At 67.2% G+C, this 18,673-nt stretch carries 12 protein-coding genes; 7 read left to right on the top strand and 5 right to left on the bottom strand.

The window, feature by feature from the left end; translation table 11 throughout:
* Positions 1–25 precede the first annotated feature (25 nt).
* Positions 26–1,360: a dicarboxylate/amino acid:cation symporter gene (locus NDN16_RS14935; RefSeq protein ID WP_251114314.1), complete on the top strand. Its 1,335-nt coding sequence runs from the start codon at positions 26–28 to the stop codon at positions 1,358–1,360.
* Between the two features lie 22 nt (positions 1,361–1,382).
* Here NDN16_RS14935 and NDN16_RS14930 read toward each other — a convergent pair whose 3' ends face one another.
* The 3 genes from NDN16_RS14930 to NDN16_RS14920 form a co-directional block, all read right to left on the bottom strand.
* Positions 1,383–2,990: a bifunctional aspartate transaminase/aspartate 4-decarboxylase gene (locus NDN16_RS14930; protein WP_251114261.1), complete on the bottom strand. Its 1,608-nt coding sequence runs from the start codon at positions 2,988–2,990 to the stop codon at positions 1,383–1,385.
* A gap of 17 nt (positions 2,991–3,007) precedes the next feature.
* A complete protein-coding gene (gene aspT / locus NDN16_RS14925) occupies positions 3,008–4,693 on the bottom strand; it encodes an aspartate-alanine antiporter (protein ID WP_251114260.1) in 1,686 nt (561 codons plus the stop codon).
* Positions 4,694–4,786: 93 nt separating this feature from the next.
* On the bottom strand, positions 4,787–5,674 hold the full coding sequence (locus NDN16_RS14920) for a hypothetical protein (protein WP_251114259.1): 888 nt from the start codon (positions 5,672–5,674) through the stop codon (positions 4,787–4,789).
* 218 nt (positions 5,675–5,892) lie between these two features.
* Between NDN16_RS14920 and NDN16_RS14915 the strand changes: the two genes are divergently transcribed.
* The 5 genes from NDN16_RS14915 (at position 5,893) to NDN16_RS14895 (ending at position 14,056) form a co-directional block, all read left to right on the top strand.
* Positions 5,893–7,173: an NAD(P)/FAD-dependent oxidoreductase gene (locus NDN16_RS14915; protein ID WP_251114258.1), complete on the top strand. Its 1,281-nt coding sequence runs from the start codon at positions 5,893–5,895 to the stop codon at positions 7,171–7,173.
* A gap of 20 nt (positions 7,174–7,193) precedes the next feature.
* Positions 7,194–8,744: an L-piperidine-6-carboxylate dehydrogenase gene (gene amaB / locus NDN16_RS14910; protein WP_251114257.1), complete on the top strand. Its 1,551-nt coding sequence runs from the start codon at positions 7,194–7,196 to the stop codon at positions 8,742–8,744.
* A gap of 82 nt (positions 8,745–8,826) precedes the next feature.
* A complete protein-coding gene (locus NDN16_RS14905; RefSeq protein WP_251114256.1) occupies positions 8,827–9,906 on the top strand; it encodes an efflux RND transporter periplasmic adaptor subunit in 1,080 nt (359 codons plus the stop codon).
* A complete protein-coding gene (locus NDN16_RS14900) occupies positions 9,903–10,979 on the top strand; it encodes an efflux RND transporter periplasmic adaptor subunit (RefSeq protein ID WP_251114255.1) in 1,077 nt (358 codons plus the stop codon). The genes NDN16_RS14905 and NDN16_RS14900 overlap by 4 nt, the downstream gene beginning before the upstream one ends.
* Complete coding sequence (locus NDN16_RS14895) at positions 10,976–14,056, top strand: efflux RND transporter permease subunit (RefSeq protein WP_285292730.1); 3,081 nt, start codon at positions 10,976–10,978, stop codon at positions 14,054–14,056. The genes NDN16_RS14900 and NDN16_RS14895 overlap by 4 nt, the downstream gene beginning before the upstream one ends.
* Before the next feature lie 21 nt (positions 14,057–14,077).
* On the opposite strand, the gene NDN16_RS14890 is transcribed toward NDN16_RS14895, so the two are convergent.
* Positions 14,078–16,069: a PhoX family protein gene (locus tag NDN16_RS14890; RefSeq protein ID WP_251114254.1), complete on the bottom strand. Its 1,992-nt coding sequence runs from the start codon at positions 16,067–16,069 to the stop codon at positions 14,078–14,080.
* A gap of 75 nt (positions 16,070–16,144) precedes the next feature.
* Positions 16,145–17,797, bottom strand: a complete 1,653-nt coding sequence (locus NDN16_RS14885; protein WP_251114253.1) for a dihydroxyacetone kinase subunit DhaK — start codon at positions 17,795–17,797, stop codon at positions 16,145–16,147.
* A 248-nt stretch (positions 17,798–18,045) separates the two neighbouring features.
* Between NDN16_RS14885 and NDN16_RS14880 the strand changes: the two genes are divergently transcribed.
* Positions 18,046–18,594, top strand: coding sequence for a YqaA family protein (locus NDN16_RS14880; protein WP_251114252.1), 549 nt, complete (start codon positions 18,046–18,048; stop codon positions 18,592–18,594).
* Positions 18,595–18,673: the final 79 nt, after the last annotated feature.

Below are 18,673 nucleotides of genomic sequence, written 5' to 3'. Positions count from 1 at the left end.
GGGAGGGAATATCATGGCCGTACCCATGGCTGTCGAAACCGACGCAGGCCCGCGCAAGCGCAAGCCGATCTATGCGCAGCTCTATGTGCAGGTGCTTGTCGCCATAGCCCTCGGCATCGCGCTCGGGCATTACTACCCCCAGCTCGGCGAAAGCCTGAAGCCCCTGGGCGATGCCTTCATCAAGCTGGTCAAGATGATTATCGCACCGGTGATCTTCCTGACCATCGTGACCGGCATCGCCGGCATGAGCGACCTGAAGAAGGTCGGGCGGGTCGCCGGCAAGGCCATGGCCTACTTTCTGACATTCTCGACGTTGGCGCTCATCGTCGGCCTGATCGTGGCCAATGTGGTAAAGCCCGGCGCAGGGCTGAACATCGATCCGGCCTCGCTGGATCCCAGCGCCGTCGCCAACTACGCCACCAAGGCGCATGAGCAGAGCCTGATCGGCTTCTTGTCCAACATCATCCCCACCACCATCGTGTCGGCCTTCGCGGAAGGCGACATCCTGCAGGTGCTGTTCTTCTCGGTTCTGTTCGGCATCGCGCTCGGCATGGTCGGCGAAAAGGGCAAGCCGGTGCTGGATTTCTTCCAGGCCGTATCCATCCCCATGTTCAAGCTGGTCGGCATCCTGATGAAGGCCGCCCCCATCGGCGCATTCGGCGCCATGGCCTTCACCATCGGCAAGTACGGGATCAGTTCGGTCGCCAACCTGGCCATGCTGGTCGGCACCTTCTACCTGACCTCGATCCTGTTCGTCGTCGTCATCCTCGGGGCGGTCTGCCGCTACAACGGCTTCTCCATCTTCGCGCTCATCCGCTACATCAAGGAGGAACTGCTGCTGGTGCTCGGCACCTCGTCGTCGGAGGCTGCCCTGCCGACGCTGATGGACAAGATGGAAAAGGCCGGCGCAAAGCGCAGCGTGGTGGGCCTGGTCGTTCCGACCGGCTATTCCTTCAACCTCGACGGAACCAACATCTACATGACGTTGGCGGCGCTCTTCATTGCCCAGGCCACCAATATAGAGCTGTCGCTCACCGACCAGGTCCTGCTGCTTCTGGTGGCCATGCTGTCGTCGAAGGGCGCGGCGGGCATCACCGGCGCCGGCTTCATCACCCTGGCCGCCACGCTGTCGGTCGTGCCGGCCGTGCCGGTTGCCGGCATGGCGCTCATTCTGGGCATCGACCGCTTCATGTCCGAGTGCCGCGCCCTGACGAACCTTGTCGGCAACGCCGTCGCGACACTCGTGGTGGCGCGCTGGGAAGGCGAACTGGACACCGACCGCCTGCATGCGGTCCTGGGTGGCCACGAGCGCGGCGAGGCCAGGACCGAAACGGAGACCGTCGCCTTACCGGCCGAATGACCGCACGGAACGGACGGTGGAATCAGGCGGCCGGCGTGCCGCCTTTTTCCTGCAGGAAGGCGTCGTGCAACTCGTCGGCCATCCGCCTCAGCGCGCGCCCGATCTCTGCATATTCGTACTCGTTGAGGTTGGCGAGAGAAACGCGGCCGGCCGGTTCGTGCGCACCGAACCCCTTGCCGGGCAGAAGCACGATGCCCGTCTCGTCGGCGATGCGGAACAGCATGTCGCCGGCGGTCGCCTTTTCCACCACATAGGCGGCGAAGACGTCGCCATGCAGATGCCGGGCGATCGGCTCCAGGTCGAGCAGCGTATAGTAGTCCACTTCGTTCGGATCGGACTGCGGCGGCATGCCGAGCTCCCGGTAGAGGGCCCGTTCGCGCCGGCGTATCAGCTTCTTCAGCTCCGCCTTGTACCCGTCCGCCTCGTCCATCAGCGCGAACAGCGAAAACAGCACCATCTGCACCTGCTGCGGTGTCGACAGGCCCGCCGTATGGTTCAGCGCCACGGCCCGGCTGTCGGCGACGAGCCGGTCGATGAAGGACAGGGCCGAGACGTCCGGCACGATGGACTGGTAACGTCGGTCGAGCGCCTGTCTTTCCGTGTCCGGTAGGGCCGCCAGGGCGGCGTCCAACACGTTGTCCTTGGCGGTGGCGACGACACCGAGACGCCAGCCGGTCGCGCCGAAGTACTTGGAGAACGAATAGACGAGGATCGTGTTTGCGGGGCAGATCGCGAAGAGCGACTGGAAGTCGTCGGCGAAGGTGCCGTAGACGTCATCCGTCAGGATCATCAGGTCCGGGCGCTCGCCGGCGACGATATCGGCGATGCGGTGCAGGCTGCGCTCGTCCATCTTGACCGAGGGCGGGTTGCTGGGATTGACGAGGAAGAACATCTTCACCGCCGGGTCCTTCAGCTTGTCCAGCTCCGCATCCGAATATTGCCAGTGCATGTCCGGGTCGGCGTCCAGCGATACCTGCTCGAGCCCATATTCCTCCAGTTCGGGAATCTCGATATAGGGGGTGAAGACGGGCTTGCCGATGGCCACCTTGTCGCCGCGCCGGATCAGCCCGTTCTGCTGCAGCGTATGGAAGATATAGGCCATCGCCGCCGTTCCACCCTCCACGGCGAACAGGTCGATGCTGCGGGTCGGAAGGGCGCCGCCGATCATCTCCTTGACGATGTACTCGCGCACGATCTTCTCGCTGAGACGCAGCATCCGCGGCGGCACGGGATAGTTGCAACCCAGGATGCCCTCGATCATCTCGTGCAGGAAGTCGGATGCCGAAAGGCCGATCTGGTCGCGCACATAGCTCATCGCACGGGCAAGGAAGAGAACGCCGTCGCTGTCGCGATTATCGGCGCAAAAGCGTTCGAAACGGCCTTCGATGCCCTCGATCTTCGGCAACCCGCCCACGCCGTTGGGCAGGTACGAGAATGAAAGCTCGGACTCGGCCGCAGCGAACAGGCCAAGCTGGAAAAAGGCCCGTCGGGGCAGGGTGGCCAGGAAGTTGGGGTTGCCGCGACCGGCATTCAGCATCATCCGGTTGGCCTTGCCGGAGGCCAGCTTGATCAGTTCATCCTTCAGTTCGAACGGACTGAGCTTGGCGTACTGGCTGTAGTCTGTCGTCATCGAAGGCAACTCCCTGTTCAGGCAAAAGCGACGACCAATGGCCCGAGAAGGGTCAGGAACACGTTGGCCAGCGCATAGGTGATGGCGAAGGAAGCGGTCGGAATGGAGTTTCCGGCCTTGTCGAGCACCTCGCCGAAGGCCGGATTGGCGCTGCGCGAACCCGACAGGGCGCCGGCGAATACGGCGGTATTGTCGTATTTCAGGACATACCGCCCGACCAGCATGGTGACGAGCATCGGCAGCAGCGTCACCACGACGCCGATCAGGAACAGCGATATGCCGCTTTCGCGCACGGTGCTGACGGCCTGCAGGCCGGATTGCAGCCCGACGGCGGCGACGAAGCCGGCCAGGCCAAGGTCTCGCAGCAGGGTCGATGCGGGCAAAGGCAGGTTGCCGATGGCCATGTTGCGGCCGCGATACCAGCCGAACACGAGGCCGGACAGCAACGCGCCGCCGCCGGCTCCGAGCGTCAGCGGCACATCGCCGACGCGCAGCACCAGAAGCCCTATGAGGAGGCCCGCGACGATGCCGAGGCCGTGATAGACGAAATCGGTCTTGTCGCTGGGCAGGATCGGCGTGCCTGCCGCCTTCGCCACGCGGGCGACGTCGGAGGCGCTGCCGTAGACGGTCACGACGTCGCCTGCCTGAACGCGGGTATCCGGCACGATCGCCACCGGCGTGCCGCTGCGCTTGAGTGCGGTGACATAGATGCCGTGCTTCAGCGCGGACGCCGTCCTGGTCATGATGTCGCCCACGGTGCGGCCGACGAAATCGCGCGAGGTCAGCGAAATGTCGCGGCTGACCATCACAACGTCCATGCCTTCGGATGAAGGCACTTCGGGGCCGAGCCCGGTAGACCCTTCCAGGACGCCGCCGCGCCGTCCGACCAGGAGTACGATGTCGTCCCTTCGCAGCGTGAGGTCGGGCTCGACGCCGATGATGGAGCCGTTGCGCTTGACCCGTTCGACACTGACTGGAGAAGACGCCGCGGCCTCGATGTCGGCGATGCTGCGCCCGTCGGCCCCCTCGATCCGGAACAACCGTCCGACGAGGTCGGGCACTGCGGGGGATTCACCGGCGCCATAGTGGTGCGCGCCTGCCAGCAAGGCGGCTTCGGCCTTCATGGCATCGTCGCGGATGGACCGGCCCATCAGCCAGGGCAGTATGTTGACGCAGACGATGATGGCTCCGAACGAGCCGAAGATGTAGGTGACGGCGTAGCCCACCGCCACATTGCCCTGCAGGCGCTGGATTTCCTCCGCCGCGAGGTCCAGCTGCGCAAGGGCGGAGCTGGCCGTGCCGATGATGGCCGATTGCGTCAGGGCGCCGGCGGCGACGCCGGCCGCCAGGCCCTTGTCGAGGCCGAAAAGCCGCGCGAACACGATAACCGTGGCCAGCCCGGTGATGGCCAGCACGGCCGCCAGCACGATCTCGCGGATCGACTGCCGGCCAAGGGATCGGAAGAAGCCGGGGCCGCTTTCGAAGCCGACCGCATAGATGAACAGCGCGAACAGGAGCGTCTTGACGCCATTGTCGATGGTGGCGCCGAACTGGCTGATCACCACCGCGACCAGCAGCGAGCCCGCGACCCCCCCAAGCTGGAATTTGCCGAACTGCACCTTGCCGAGCGCGTAACCGCCGGCGAGCGACAGGAACAGGGCGATCTCCGGTGACCGGCTCAGGATCGAGTGAACCCATTCCATCGCACGCCCTTTCGCAAAGCGATCGTGCGATGGTCAGCTAGGGCCTCGTCCGGTGAGGGGAAGCCGAGTGCGGCGAATATGCGGACCGAACGCTCAGGCAGGGGCGAGGCCCGAGCCCTCGTAATCGTTCAGGACATTCCACACCAGCTCCTGCATGAAAGCCGCCAGGGCGGGCGTCGGGGGCTGGTCCTGCCCGACATCCGCCGGCAGTCCGCGCGGGTCGCGACCGTAGATCATCGCGTAGTGCGCAAGGCTGATGAAATAGGCTCCGATATCGTTGATGTGGATGGCGTCGGTAAACAGCATCTCCATCCTGTCGAGGTCGGGCGCCTGCTTCGCCTCGACGGCGTCGTAGAGTGCGGCGAACAGCAGCGGGCCCGGTATCATGCGGACCGGGGGGGAGCCCTCGGGCCGGTTCGCGTTCACATGCGACGCGATCTTCTCCCAACGCTCCCATTCCATCGGCAGACGCAGGCGAAACGGCACGTGGCCTTCCGGATCCTTGTTGAAATTATCGAAGTTCGGCCCGCTGGTGATGTGGATCCAGCTGGCGTACAGCATCGTTTCCGCGCCCTTGCCGCCATCGCCCTTTTCCCAGGCGTTCTCGACCCAGCGCAGCGCCTCGTTTTCCGAATCATGCCACTGGACGGTCGTTGACAGCGAGACGCGCTCGGTCAGAACCAGCAACTCGTAATCCTGGATGTCGGTCCAGGCGTTGGGCAGGGGGTCGGTCGGGTTGTTGCGCCGCCAATCCATGGGGCTGCCGGGAATGGTCGAGCGGGCGATGCTCGGCTTGCCGCCGGCGGCGACGACCATGCGCGACAGCATGGGCGGAATCGGGTCGGTCAGGCTATGGCCGGATTCCACCACCCGCGTGGAGAACGCGCGTTCCGCAGCCTCGGCACGCACCGTCGAAAACGTCATCGCCACCGCCAGCGCCAGCGCACAGCCGCCTGCTCTAAAGATCGATCCTGCCCTCATGCGTCCGCATTCTCCTGCCGTTTCGCCTTGGCGCCAGTAGACAGTCCGGAATGGGCGTAGGGCAATTCACCCCATCGGCGGTCGGCGTCCGCAATCCGGCTTAGCGCAACGGCCCCCGGACATTCCGTGCGGGACTGTCCTCCGGAGCAATCTTCGCTTGGCATCCTTCCCGCCGGTCGTCTTATGATGCCGCCCGATTCACGGGCAGGTTTCCCATCATGCGACAGGACGACAGGACGCACGGCCTTTGGGAGCGGACGGCTCCGCCGGCGCCATCCGCGGCGGTTCTGGATGGCGAAATGGCGGCCGACGTCGCCATCGTCGGTGCCGGATATACGGGGCTGTCTGCTGCCCTGCACCTGGCCGAACAGGGCGTCGAGGTGATCGTCCTGGAGGCGGAGGAAGCCGGCTTCGGCGGATCCGGCCGCAATGTCGGTCTGGTCAATGCGGGCATGTGGGTTCGCCCGCGCGCCTTGCCCGACGTCCTCGGCCCGGTGCACGGCAAGCGGCTGCTCGACCTTCTGGGCGGTGGGCCTGGCGCCGTCTTCGAGTTGATCGAGCGCCATGGCATCGCCTGCGAAGCCGTCCGCACCGGCACGCTGCACTGCGGAGTCGGCGCGGCAGGGGCCGAGGAGCTGGCCGGCCGCGCCGCAGAGTGGCAGGCGCTGGGCGCGCCGGTGGACTATCTTGACGCCGACGCGGCGGCCGAGGCCATCGGCAGCAAGGTCTACAGTTCCGCACTGCTGGACCGGCGGGCCGGCACCATCCAGCCGCTCGCCTATGCGCGCGGCCTCGCCCGCGCCGCGGTCGATGCCGGCGCCCGGCTGTTCTGCAGGAGCCCGGTGCGCACCGCGCGTCGCACCGGCGCCGCCTGGCGGCTCCAGACGCCGCAGGGCGCCGTCACGGCGGCAAGGGTGATCGCGGCGACGAACGCCTATACGCAGGCGCCCTGGCCGCAATTGCGCTCCGAGCTGGTCCACCTGCCCTATTTCAACATCGCCACCCGCCCCTTGTCCGGCAATCTCGCCCGGTCCATCCTGCCGGGCCGGCAAGGATGCTGGGATACGAAGGAAATCCTGACCTCCTTCCGCTTCGACCATGACAACCGGCTGGTCGTCGGCAGCGTCGGCGCATTGCGCGGGGCAGGCACTGCGATCCATCGGCGCTGGGCCGCGGCGACCCTGAAGCGGCTTTTCCCGCAGCTTGGCCCGGTCGAGTTCGAAGCCGAATGGTTCGGCATGATCGGCATGACCGACGACGCTTTGCCGCGCCTCCACCGGCTCGACGAAGGGGTCTTCTCGTTCAGCGGCTTCAATGGCCGCGGAATCGCGCCGGGAACGGTGTTCGGCCGGGTGCTGGCGCAGCACCTGACGGGGCGCCTGCGCGAAGAGGACCTGCCTTTGCCGCTGAGCGATGCCAAGCCGCAGCGCTTCCGGACGATGCGCGAAGGCTTCTATGAATACGGGGCGCAGGTCGCCCATCTGACATCCCGGATCTGATCCGCACCAGGAGAATTACCATGACCCTTTCGACACCCATCCGGTCTGCCGAGAGCCTTGCCGCCGAAGTCGCAGCCCTGTTCGATACGCTCGGCACGCCCGCATCGGCCCTCTCGGGCGGCACGCTCGACGTGCAGTCGCCGGTGACGGGCGAAACGCTCGCGGCGCTGGACGAGACGGACCCGGCGGGCGTGGCGCGGGCGATCGACGCGGCGGACCTGGCTTTCGCGCAATGGCGCCTGGTGCCCGCGCCGCAGCGCGGCGAGCTGGTGCGCCTTCTGGGCGAGGAGCTGCGCGAGCACAAGGGCTTGCTGGGCCGGCTGGTGTCCATCGAGGTCGGCAAGGTAACGTCCGAAGGGTTGGGCGAAGTGCAGGAGATGATCGATATCTGCGATTTCGCCGTCGGCCTGTCGCGGCAGCTCTATGGCCTGACCATCGCCACCGAGCGCGGCGAGCACCGCATGATGGAGACCTGGCATCCGCTGGGCGTCGTCGGCATCATCTCGGCCTTCAACTTTCCCGTCGCCGTCTGGTCCTGGAACGCGGCGCTGGCGCTTGTCTGCGGCAATGCCACCGTGTGGAAGCCCTCCGAAAAGACGCCACTGACCGCGCTGGCGACGCAGGCCCTCTTCGAACGGGCGCTGGCGCGCTTCCGCGACAATGGCGGCAAGGCGCCGGACGGCCTGTCGACGGTGCTTCTCGGCGGACGTTCCGTGGGCGAGGCGCTGGTGGACAACGCGAAGGTGCCGCTGGTTTCCGCCACCGGTTCCACCGCCATGGGGCGCGCAGTCGGTCCGCGCGTCGCGGCGCGCTTCGGGCGCTCGCTGCTGGAACTCGGCGGCAACAACGCGGCCATCGTCTGCCCGTCGGCCGATTTGGACCTGACATTGCGCGGCGTCGCCTTTGCGGCCATGGGCACGGCCGGCCAGCGCTGCACGACGCTGCGCCGCCTGTTCGTGCATGACAGCATCTATGACACGCTGGTGCCGCGGCTCAAGGCGGCCTACGCCTCCGTGGCCGTCGGCAATCCGATGAGCGAGGGCACGCTCGTCGGGCCGTTGATCGACGCCGCCGCCTTCGAGGCGATGCAGACGGCGCTCGAGGCGGCCCGCGCGGCGGGGGGCACCGTGTCCGGCGGCGAGCGGGTCACCGTCGGCGAAGGCGGCTACTACGTGCGCCCGGCTTTGGTGGAGATGGCCGGCCAGACGGGCCCGATGCTGGACGAAACCTTCGCTCCGATCCTCTACGTCGTGCGCTATGGCGCCTTCGAGGAGGCGATCGCCCTGCAGAACGGCGTGCCGCAGGGATTGTCCTCGTCGGTCTTCACCAACGACCTGCGCGAGGCGGAGACGTTCCTGTCGGCGAGCGGGTCGGACTGCGGCATCGCCAATGTCAATATCGGCCCGTCCGGCGCCGAGATCGGCGGCGCCTTCGGTGGCGAGAAGGAAACGGGCGGTGGCAGGGAGTCCGGTTCGGACGCCTGGAAAGCCTATATGCGCCGGGCCACCAACACCATCAACTACGGCCGCTCGCTGCCGCTGGCGCAGGGCGTCAAGTTCGACGTCGCCTGACAAAAGGGCACGTTGACCGGGCCTGCGGAACCATCAATAACTGAAGCGGACTGACATCCGGTAAACCGCTTCAGGACATTGCATGGCCCGTGGCCCACTTCTTGTCTTCGCGCCATTGCTCGCCCTCGTCGCGGCCTGCCGCCCGCCCGAATCCGAGCCCGAGACGCCTATCGTCCCGGTTGTCGTGCAGCGGGCGCAACTGTCCGATTACAAGCCAACGGCCTCCATCACCGGCGAGGTGCAGGCTCGCAACCAGACGGCGCTCGCCTTCCGCGTCGGCGGCCGGGTGGTGGAGCGCAGCGTCGATGTGGGCGACCGCGTCGCCGAGGGCGACGTGCTGGCCCGCCTGGACCCGCGCGAGCAGCAGGCGGACCTGGCGGCCACGGAGGCCGGCGTGGAAGCGGCACAGGCACAGCTGGACCAGGCGAATTCCGAGTTTGCACGGCAGGATGCGCTGTACCGTCAGGGCCTGACGACACGCGGCGTGTTCGAGCAGGCCCAAGAGGCCGTCCGTACCGCCCAGGCTTCGCTTGACGCAGCGCAGGCGCAGCAGGCCACCAGCGCCGACACGCTGTCCTATACGCAATTGCGGGCGACGGCGCCCGGCATCGTGACGGCGCGCGACATCGAGGTGGGACAGGTGGTGCAGGCGGCCGAAACGGCATTCTCCGTGGCCGAGGACGGGCCCAGGGACGCCGTCTTCCATGTGTATGAACGCATCCTCTTCGTGCGGCCGGAGACCGATCATGTCGCCCTTTCGCTGGCGACGGACCCCTCCGTTTCCACGACGGGAACCATCCGGGAGATATCTCCGGCGGTGGACGCGACCACGGGAACGGTCCGCGTCAAGGTGGGCATCGACAACGTACCCGACCGGATGAACCTCGGCTCCGCCGTCGTCGGCCAGGCCCTTCTGCCGGGAACGCGCGGGGTCATCGTGCCATGGAGCGCGCTTGCGTCCGACGCGGGGCGGCCGGCGGTATGGATCGTCGATACAGACAGGGGCACGACGCAACTGCGCCCGGTCCGGATAGAAGCCTATGAAACGGGCCGCATCATACTGGCCGGAGGCGTGGAGCCGGGAGAGGCCGTCGTTGTGGACGGAACCAAGTTCCTTCGGCCCGACGAAAAGGTATCCGTCATCGAGGAGGCAGGGTCGTGAGGCGCGCGATCCTCTCCTTGCCGGCCCTGGCGCTGGCCCTTGCGGCGCTGGCCGGCTGCGACCGGGCGGAGGAGCAGGCCGTTGCCGAGCCCGTCCGCCCCGTTCGCGCCATGCAGGTGGCGGCCGTCGATACGCCGCGCTTCCTGCTGACGGGAACGATAGAACCGCGCGTCCGCACCGATCTGGGCTTTCGTGTCCTCGGCCGCATAACCTCGCGGCCGGTCGAGACCGGCGATACGGTACAGGAGGGCGCGGTGCTGGCCACCGTGGACCCGACCACGCTCGACCTCGCGGTCCAGTCGGCCGAGGCCGACCTCATCAGTGCCAGGGCGCAGCTGGCCGAAGCCTCGGGAGTGGCCTTCCGGCAGAGCGAACTGCTGGCTGCGCGCGCGTCGACGCAGGCCAGCTTCGAATCCGCCGACAGGCAACGCCGCACCGCCGCCGCGCAGGTGGCGAGTGCCGAGGCGCGGCTGACCAAGGCGCAGGAACAGCGCGGCTATGCCGAACTCAGGGCAGATTATGACGGCGTCGTCCTGTCCACCAGCGCCGATGTCGGCCAGGTGGTCAGCCCGGGGCAGACGGTCTTGACGCTGGCCCGCCCCGACGTGCGGGAGGCGGTAATCGACGTGCCCGATCAGGCGGCCTCGGCGCTGTCCATCGGCATGCCGTTCAACGTGCGGCTGGAACTGGACCACGGCATGACCACTTCGGGCCGCGTGCGGGAGATCGCCCCCAGCGCCGACCCGGCGACACGCAGCCGCCGCGTCCGCATCACCCTGGACGAGGCGCCCGACGATTTCCGGTTGGGCTCGACGGTGCGCGTGTTCCCGGCCGATGGGGGGCAACCGGGGATCGCGCTGCCCGCATCCGCCGTCAGGCGGACGGCCGACGGCGATTTCGTCTTCGTCATCGAAGGCGGCACGCGTGCGGTACGGCGGGCCGTGGACGTGGAGCCGCTGGGACCGGGGTTCCGGGTGACATCCGGCCTGTCGGACGGCGAGACGGTTGCCACCGCCGGCGTCAACCGGCTCGAGGACGGGCAGACCGTGCGTATTGGCGGAGACGCGATTTGAAAGCCGAGCCATTCAACCTGTCCGACTGGTCGCTCCGCCACCGTTCGATGATCTGGTACTTCATGATCGTCTTCCTTCTGGCGGGGGCGTTCTCCTATATCAACCTCGGCCGCGAGGAAGATCCCAACTTCACCATCAAGACCATGCTGGTGCAGGCGCAATGGCCCGGCGCGTCGGCCGAGGAGACCACGCTCCAGGTCACAGACCGCATCGAAAAGAAGCTCGAGGAGCTGGACTCGCTCGATTATACCCGCTCGGTCACGCGGCCGGGGGTGACCACCGTCTTCGTCAATCTGCGCGATACCACCAAGGCCCGCGACGTGCCGCGGATCTGGCAGGAAGTCCGGAGCATGATCGACGACATCAGGCCCAACTTTCCGGAGGGCGTGCAGGGACCGTTCTTCAACGATCGTTTCGGCGACGTCTATGGCAACATCTACGCCTTCGTCAGCGACGGGCTGACCCAACGCCAGCTGCGCGACATCGTGGAGGATATCCGCGCCAAGGTGCTGACCGTGCGCAATGTCGGCCGCGTGGAGGTGCTGGGCGCGCAGGACGAAGCCATCTACCTGGAATTCTCGACGCGCCAGATCGCCGCGCTGGGACTGGACCAGCAGCAGATCATAAATACGCTGCGGGCGCAGAACGCCATCAGCCCCTCCGGCGTCATCCAGGCCGGTCCGGAGCGCGTATCGGTGCGCGTCAGCGGCCAGTTCGCCTCCGAGGACAGCCTGCGCGCCGTCAACCTGCGCATCAACGACCGCTTCTTCCCGCTGTCGGACGTCGCGACCATCACGCGCGGCTACGTCGACCCGCCCTCGGCGCTGTTCCGCGCCAACGGCCAGCCGGCCATCGGCCTTGCCATCGGCATGCGTGCGGGCTCAAATCTCCTGGAATTCGGGCAGGCGCTGGAAGCCGAGATGGAGCGCGTCACCGCCGAGCTGCCCGTCGGCGTGGACGTGATCCGCGTCGCGGACCAGCCCGTGGTGGTGGACGAGGCTGTATCGCAGTTCACCCGCGCGCTCTTCGAGGCGGTCGCCATCGTGCTCGCCATCAGCTTCATCAGCCTCGGCCTGCGCGCCGGGCTGGTCGTGGCGGTGTCGATCCCGCTGGTGCTGGCGATCACCTTCCTCATCATGGCCTATCTCGGCATTTCCATGCAGCGCGTGTCGCTGGGAGCGCTCATCATCGCGCTCGGGCTTCTGGTCGACGACGCGATGATCGCGGTGGAGATGATGGTCGCCCGGCTCGAAGTGGGCGACGCGCTCGAAAAGGCGGCAACCTACGTCTATACCTCGACGGCCTTCCCCATGCTGACCGGCACGCTCGTCACGGTGGCCGGCTTCATTCCCATCGGGCTCAACAGCTCGAATGCCGGCGAGTTCACCTTCACGCTCTTCGTGGTCATCGCCGTCGCCTTGCTGATCTCGTGGATCGTTGCGGTCCTGTTCGCGCCGCTGCTCGGCGTCACGCTTCTCCCGCGGGCACTGCCGGATCACAAGAAGCGGAAAGGCTGGTTCGCACGGGGGTTCCAGCGCATCCTGCTCGTCGCCATGCGGGCGCGGTGGATCACGATCGGCCTGACCGTCATCGCCTTCGGCATATCCATCTACGGCCTCGGCCATGTGCAGCAGCAATTCTTCCCGTCGTCCGACAGGCCCGAACTGATCGTCGACTTCACCCTGCCGCAGAACGCCTCGATTGCCGAGACGAACCGCCAGATGCAGACGTTCGAGCGGGAGATGCTGGCGAACAATCCGAATGTCGATCACTGGTCGGCCTATGTCGGGCAGGGGGCGCCGCGGTTCATACTGTCGTTCGACGTCGAGACGCCGGACCCGTCCTTCGGCCAGATCGTGGTGGTGACCAAGGGCCTCGACGTGCGGGACCGGACCCGGACCGAACTGCAGGATTATCTCCGGAAGACCTTTCCCGGCACCGATGCCTTCGTGAAACTGCTGGATATCGGGCCACCGGTCGGCCGGCCGGTGCAGTACCGCATCAGCGGACCGGATATCCAGACCGTGCGGCGGCTGTCCGAGCAGCTGGCCGGGGTAATGGCGAGCAACGTCAATCTGGACGAGGTGGTCTACGACTGGCACGAGCCGGCGCGCGTCGTGCGCGTCAACGTCTCGCAGGACATGGCGCGGCGCCTTGGCGTCTCGTCGGCCGACATCGCCGGCGCGCTCAACGGCGTGGTGGACGGCACCACCATCACCCAGGTGCGCGACGACATCTACCTCGTCAATGTGGTGGCGCGGGCGACAGATGCGGAGCGCGGTTCCATCGATACGCTGCAGAACCTGCAATTGCCCGGGGGCAGCGGACAATCGGTGCCTCTGGCCGCTATCGCCACCTTCTCCTACGAGATGGAGCAGCCCGTCATCTGGCGTCGCTCGCGGCTGCCCACCATCACCGTTCAGGCGGCGGTTCAGGGCAGCGTCCAGCCCGATACCGTCGTGCGGCAGCTGACGCCTGCCGTGGCGGAGTTCTCGGAGCGCCTGCCGGCGGGATACAACGTCGCCGTCGGCGGCGCGGTGGAGGAAAGCGGCAAGAGCCAGGCTCCGATCGTCGCCGTCGTGCCGCTGATGCTGTTCATCATGGCGACCATCCTGATGATCCAGCTGCAGAGCTTCCAGCGGCTGCTCCTGGTTTTCTCGGTCGCGCCGCTTGCCTCCATCGGCGTCGTCATCGGCCTTCTGGCCAGCAACTCGCCGATGGGATTCGTAGCCATTCTGGGCATCCTGGCCCTGGCGGGCATCCTCATCCGCAACTCGGTCATCCTGATCGTGCAGATCGAGCATGCACGCCAGGAGGGCGACTCGCCCTGGGACGCCGTGGTGGAGGCGACCGAGCACCGCATGCGCCCCATCCTCCTCACGGCGGCCGCCGCAAGCCTGGCGCTGATTCCGATATCTCGGGAGGTGTTCTGGGGGCCCATGGCCTACGCCATGATGGGCGGCATCGTCGTCGGCACGGTGCTGACGCTGCTTTTCCTGCCTGCCCTCTATGTCGCCTGGTTCCGCATCCATGAAGACGGCGAACCCGAGCCGTCCGCCGAAGCCGGGGCGGCCTGAGCCGCCCCGCCCGACGCCTGGTCAGCCGATCCGGCCGCCACCGCTTCTGGTGATCGCCACGACGGCCGGGCGCACCGGCATCGCGTCGTCGAAATCGGGCCAGCGGGTGGACAGGTCCTCGTAATAGGAGGGCCTGCCGAACCCGTCCCAATCCTCGCCGCCGTCGCCGGGGTGCTGCACGGCGACGAACATGGTTTCCATGTCGTCGGTCATCAGCGGCCCGCACATCTCGGCGCCCACAGGCACGCGGTAGAAGAGGCGAGATGTTCCGCGCGCTTCCCCGTCGGTGTCGACGGCCCAGAGGCCGTCCGTCCGTCCGGTCGCCTTCGGCGAGTTGCCGTCCGTCGAGACCCACAGCCGGCCGTCCGCATCGACGGCGCAGTTGTCGGGCATGCCGAACCAGCCGTTCTCGCTGGTGGCGGTGGAGAAGGTGGCGCCCACCTCGGCGACGGAAGGGTCGCCGCACTTCAGCAGAACTTCCCACGTGCCGCGCGTCGCGCTGAAGTCGCCATCGGCCTCGGCGATTTCGATGATGTGGCCGAAGGCGTTCCCGGCGCGCGGGTTGGCGGCGTCGACCTGGTCGTCCTTGCGGCGCGTATTGTTGGTCAGCATGACGTAGACGCGGCCATTCGTGCCGTTCGGCTCCACGTCTTCCGGGCGGTCCATCGGCGTCGCTTCCAGAAGGTCGGCGGCACGCCGCGTCTCGATCAGGACGTCTGCCTGCGAGGCGAAGCCGTTCTCTTCGGTCAACGGCCCCTCGCCATGGGTCAGCGGCAGCCATTCCAGTGTGCCGTCCTCCTCGAAGCGGGCTACGTAAAGCGTGCCCTCGTCGAGAAGATCCGTGTTGGCGGCGCGGTCTTCCGGATCGTAGATGCCGGCCGTCACGAACTTGTAGACGTAGTCGAAGCGCTCGTCGTCGCCGAGATAGAAGACCACCCGGCCGTTCTTCGCCACGATGGATTCCGCGCCCTCGTGCTTGAAGCGGCCCAGCGCCGTCCGCTTTTTGGGAGCGGAGTTCGGGTCCATCACATCGACTTCGACCACCCAGCCGAAGCGGTTGGCCTCGTTGGGCTCCTTCGAAAGGTCGAAGCGATCGTGGAACCGGCCCCAGGCATAGGTGCCTTCCGGAATGCCCATGCGCTCGTAGTTCGCTGCTTCGGGGTGGCCTTCCGGCAGGGCGCCCATGAAGTAGCCGTGGATGTTTTCCTCGGCCATGATGTAGGTGCCCCACGGGGTCACGCCGCCGGCGCAATTGTTGACCGTCCCGTGGACGCGGCGTCCGGTCGGGTCCGCGTTCGTCTTCAGGCGGTCGTGCCCGGCCGCCGGCCCCGACAAGGCCATTTCGGTATCTGCCGTGATGCGCCGGTTGAGGGCGCCATCGAGCACGGGGCGCCACTTGCCGCCTTCCTTGCGGATTTCCACGACGGTGCCGCCATGCGCGGCCATCTCGATGTCGACGCGGTTGCGGTCGGCGTCGGCCACCGTGATCTCGCCGTCGACGACCGTGACGATGCCGGGAAACATCAGATGTTCGTTCGTATATTCGTGGTTGACGACCAGAAGGCCACGATCGCCGGACCCGTCCAGCGGAATGAAGCCGACATAGTCGTTGTTGTAGCCGAACTGCCGGGCCTGCGCCTCCGGCGTCTGGGCGGTCGGGTCGAATTCCGGCGCGTCGGCGAACAGCCTGTCGCCCCATCGCAGCAGGACGTCCGCATCGTAGCCTTCGGCGACATGGTGGTCGGCGTCCACGCCGGCCTCGACCTCGGCGAAGTCGAAGCGCGAGGCGCCCGTGGATGCCTTGGCCTCGTCGGCGGCGGCCAGCGCGAGCGGACCGACCGTGGCGGCGATGGCCGTTGCGGCCAGCGACCCCTGCAGGAAGGACCGCCGCGAGAAGCGTGCGGCGATGATTTCGCCCATGGTGCGGTTGTGCGTCGGGTTCAGCCCCTCGCCATCCGCTTCTTCCAGCCGGCTGGACCGGAATGGTTTCGCGCCGTCGACCGTCTTGTCCATCTGTCACCCCTCGCAGTCTGGAACATTTCCAAGGCGGGGATAGGGGAGCGCAATGACAGGTGGATGACACGCCGCCTATCCGTCCGGGCGCAGTCCGGCGACGGCTTCGAACGCGCGGGCGACCATTTCCGCTCCGGGGTCCGGGTTTCCCGTCAGGTCGCGCCCGGACAGATACGCCGCGCGCCCGGCCGAGGCGCGCCGCATGCCGGCCGTGCCGTCCGCACCGCGCCGGGCCTGCGCCGCCGCTTCGGCAAGGGTGCCGCCCGCGATCAGCCGGTCGGCCGCCGGCACCAGCGCGTCCAGCATGGTGCGGTCTCCCGGTTTGGCGCCCCCGTTTTCGCCGATGCGGGAGACGCCGGCCGCAAAGGCGCGCGCCCAATCTCCGGATGCCGCGAACTCCGTCGCGGCCGCTGCGCACAGGGTGGCCAGGAGGACGCCGCTGGAGCCGCCGGCCACGCGCATCAGCCTGTCGGCCAGGGCGCGAAAAAGCGCGGCCCCGTCGGCGAAGGGCAGTGCCTGCATTTCGCCCTCGACGGCGCGTGCGGCCAGCGCGAAGGTGGAGCCGGCATCGCCGTCGCCGACGCGCGCATCCAGCCTGTCCATCTCCGCCTCGTTGGCTTTCAGAGAGGTGAGGATAGCTTCCAGCATGGCGCGGGCTCGCGCGTTTTCCGACGGCGCCGGGGGCGTCGGGGCAAGCTCCTCCGGCAGAGCGGCCAGGCGGTGGCGCGGTGGAAAAGGAGCGGGATGCGGCCATGCGGTCGGGGCCGCCGGCGCTTCGAGCAGCGACAGAAGGCGATCGTCCAGCCGGAGCAGGCTCAGCGACGCGCCGTGCATGTCCAGTGCCGTCATCATCGGGGCGGGGCCGATGATGCGGTCGATGGCTCCGGCAAGCGGACTGTCGGCGATGCAGCGCATCAGGATGTTCATTTCCAAAGGCCCGCTCGCGCCGAGATCGTTGACGAGCAGGGCATGGCGGGCTTCGGCCCTGGCAGGCCCGGCCAGAAGACGCTCGGCCAGAAGGTCGACCAGGGACGCGGCGTCCGCGAAGGGGCGCGTTTCCGCGCCGGGTTCGCCGTGAATGCCGAGGCCGAGCTCGATCTCATCGTCGCCGATCCGCTCCTCCGCCTCGACGCCGATCAGGTGGCAGCTCGTCAGCGACAGGCCGATCGAGCGCGTACCGGCGGCGACCTGCCTTGCGATCTGCGCGACCTCGTCCAGCGTGGCGCCTTCGGCCGCGCATGCGCCGGCCACCTTGTGGACGAACAGCGTGCCGGCGACGCCGCGCGGTTGCGGGTTGTCCGGTAGGGCGATGTCGTCGCCGACGATCACCATCTCCACCCGCAGGCCGCGTGCCCGGGCCATCTCGGCGGCCAGGCCGAAATTGAGCCTGTCTCCGGTGTAGTTCTTGACGATGAGCAGGCAGCCGGCCTCTCCCGTCACGGCAAGGATCGCCGCCAATACGGCATCGACGCTGGGCGAGGCGAAGACCTCGCCGCAGACGGCCGCCGTCAACATGCCTTCGCCGACGAAGGCGGCATGGGCCGGCTCATGGCCAGACCCACCGCCGGAGACGAGGGCGACGCGCTCCTTTCGCCAGTCGTCCCGCAGCACGACCTTGATGTCGGGAAAGGCGTCGAGGCGGGTGGCGCCCTGTCCGGCGGACGAGGAGAGAAATCCATCGATGGCGTCGGTAACGACGCTGTCGCGAGACCGGATGAAGCGTTTCATATTCCCTCCCGAATTCAGGCTCGACGGCGGAATATGGAAGGCGTGAGTGGCAAGGAAACCTCGAACACGCCCGGCTTCGCAAGTTTCATATCTTCGTGAGAACACCCCGCTGCGGGCCCATAATGGGGTTTGTCGCACATGGAGGTCATAGGCATGTCGCGATCTCGTCGCCTATACAGGCAAGCCAGACCCCGCACCCGCAAGAGGACCGATTGGGCTCCGCCGGATTCGTTCAGAGACTGACCGCATTGACCGCGCATCGCCACGCCGAGAAGGCGCTGGCCGGCCTGTGCTTCGCGGAAGCCTCCGTCATTCCCGCCTTTCCCGAGGTGATGCTGGCGCCGATGATCATGGCGGACCGGCGACGCGCATGGCGGCTGGCGGCCATCTGTACGCTGTCTTCCGTCGCCGGAGGCCTGCTCGGCTATGCCATCGGGATGTTCCTCTTCGAGCTGGTCGGCCAGCCGATCCTCAATTTCTATGGACTCGGGACGGATTTCGAGGCGCTGGCGGCGCGCTTCAACGATGCCGGGTGGATCATGGTTCTGGTCGGAGCCCTGAGCCCGATCCCCTACAAGGTCATCACCATCACCAGCGGCGTTACGGGCCTCGATCTCTGGACCTTCGTCCTGGTCGGCCTTCTGGGCCGTGGCCTGCGTTATTTCGTGCCCTGCGCACTCTTCTACGCCTTCGGACCGGCCGCCACGGATATAACCCGGCGGCATCCGCGCAAGGTGGGGCTGGCGGCGCTCGCCCTCGTGGTCGGGGGCTTCGCCATGGCGGCTTTCGTCATCTGAGGCTGCGAAACGGATTCCATATGAGCGGGAAACGCTCTAGATCCTGCACCGAGCCACCGTGCCGGAAGAAGGATCAGCC

This window comes from Aureimonas altamirensis (assembly GCF_023702225.1).
Classification (GTDB): Bacteria; Pseudomonadota; Alphaproteobacteria; order Rhizobiales; family Rhizobiaceae; genus Aureimonas; species Aureimonas altamirensis_B.
The sequence above is the reverse complement of the archived record's forward strand: the minus strand, read 5'-3'. Positions and strand labels throughout refer to the sequence as shown.

What these genes read in the sequence shown, in the direction of transcription:
- NDN16_RS14935 (WP_251114314.1), top strand. Translation starts at nt 26, where the DNA reads ATGGCTGTCGAAACCGACGCAGGCCCGCGCAAGCGCAAGCCGATCTAT.
- NDN16_RS14930 (WP_251114261.1), bottom strand. Translation starts at nt 2,990, where the DNA reads ATGACGACAGACTACAGCCAGTACGCCAAGCTCAGTCCGTTCGAACTG.
- aspT (WP_251114260.1), bottom strand. Translation starts at nt 4,693, where the DNA reads ATGGAATGGGTTCACTCGATCCTGAGCCGGTCACCGGAGATCGCCCTG.
- NDN16_RS14920 (WP_251114259.1), bottom strand. Translation starts at nt 5,674, where the DNA reads ATGAGGGCAGGATCGATCTTTAGAGCAGGCGGCTGTGCGCTGGCGCTG.
- NDN16_RS14915 (WP_251114258.1), top strand. Translation starts at nt 5,893, where the DNA reads ATGCGACAGGACGACAGGACGCACGGCCTTTGGGAGCGGACGGCTCCG.
- amaB (WP_251114257.1), top strand. Translation starts at nt 7,194, where the DNA reads ATGACCCTTTCGACACCCATCCGGTCTGCCGAGAGCCTTGCCGCCGAA.
- NDN16_RS14905 (WP_251114256.1), top strand. Translation starts at nt 8,827, where the DNA reads ATGGCCCGTGGCCCACTTCTTGTCTTCGCGCCATTGCTCGCCCTCGTC.
- NDN16_RS14890 (WP_251114254.1), bottom strand. Translation starts at nt 16,069, where the DNA reads ATGGACAAGACGGTCGACGGCGCGAAACCATTCCGGTCCAGCCGGCTG.
- NDN16_RS14885 (WP_251114253.1), bottom strand. Translation starts at nt 17,797, where the DNA reads ATGAAACGCTTCATCCGGTCTCGCGACAGCGTCGTTACCGACGCCATC.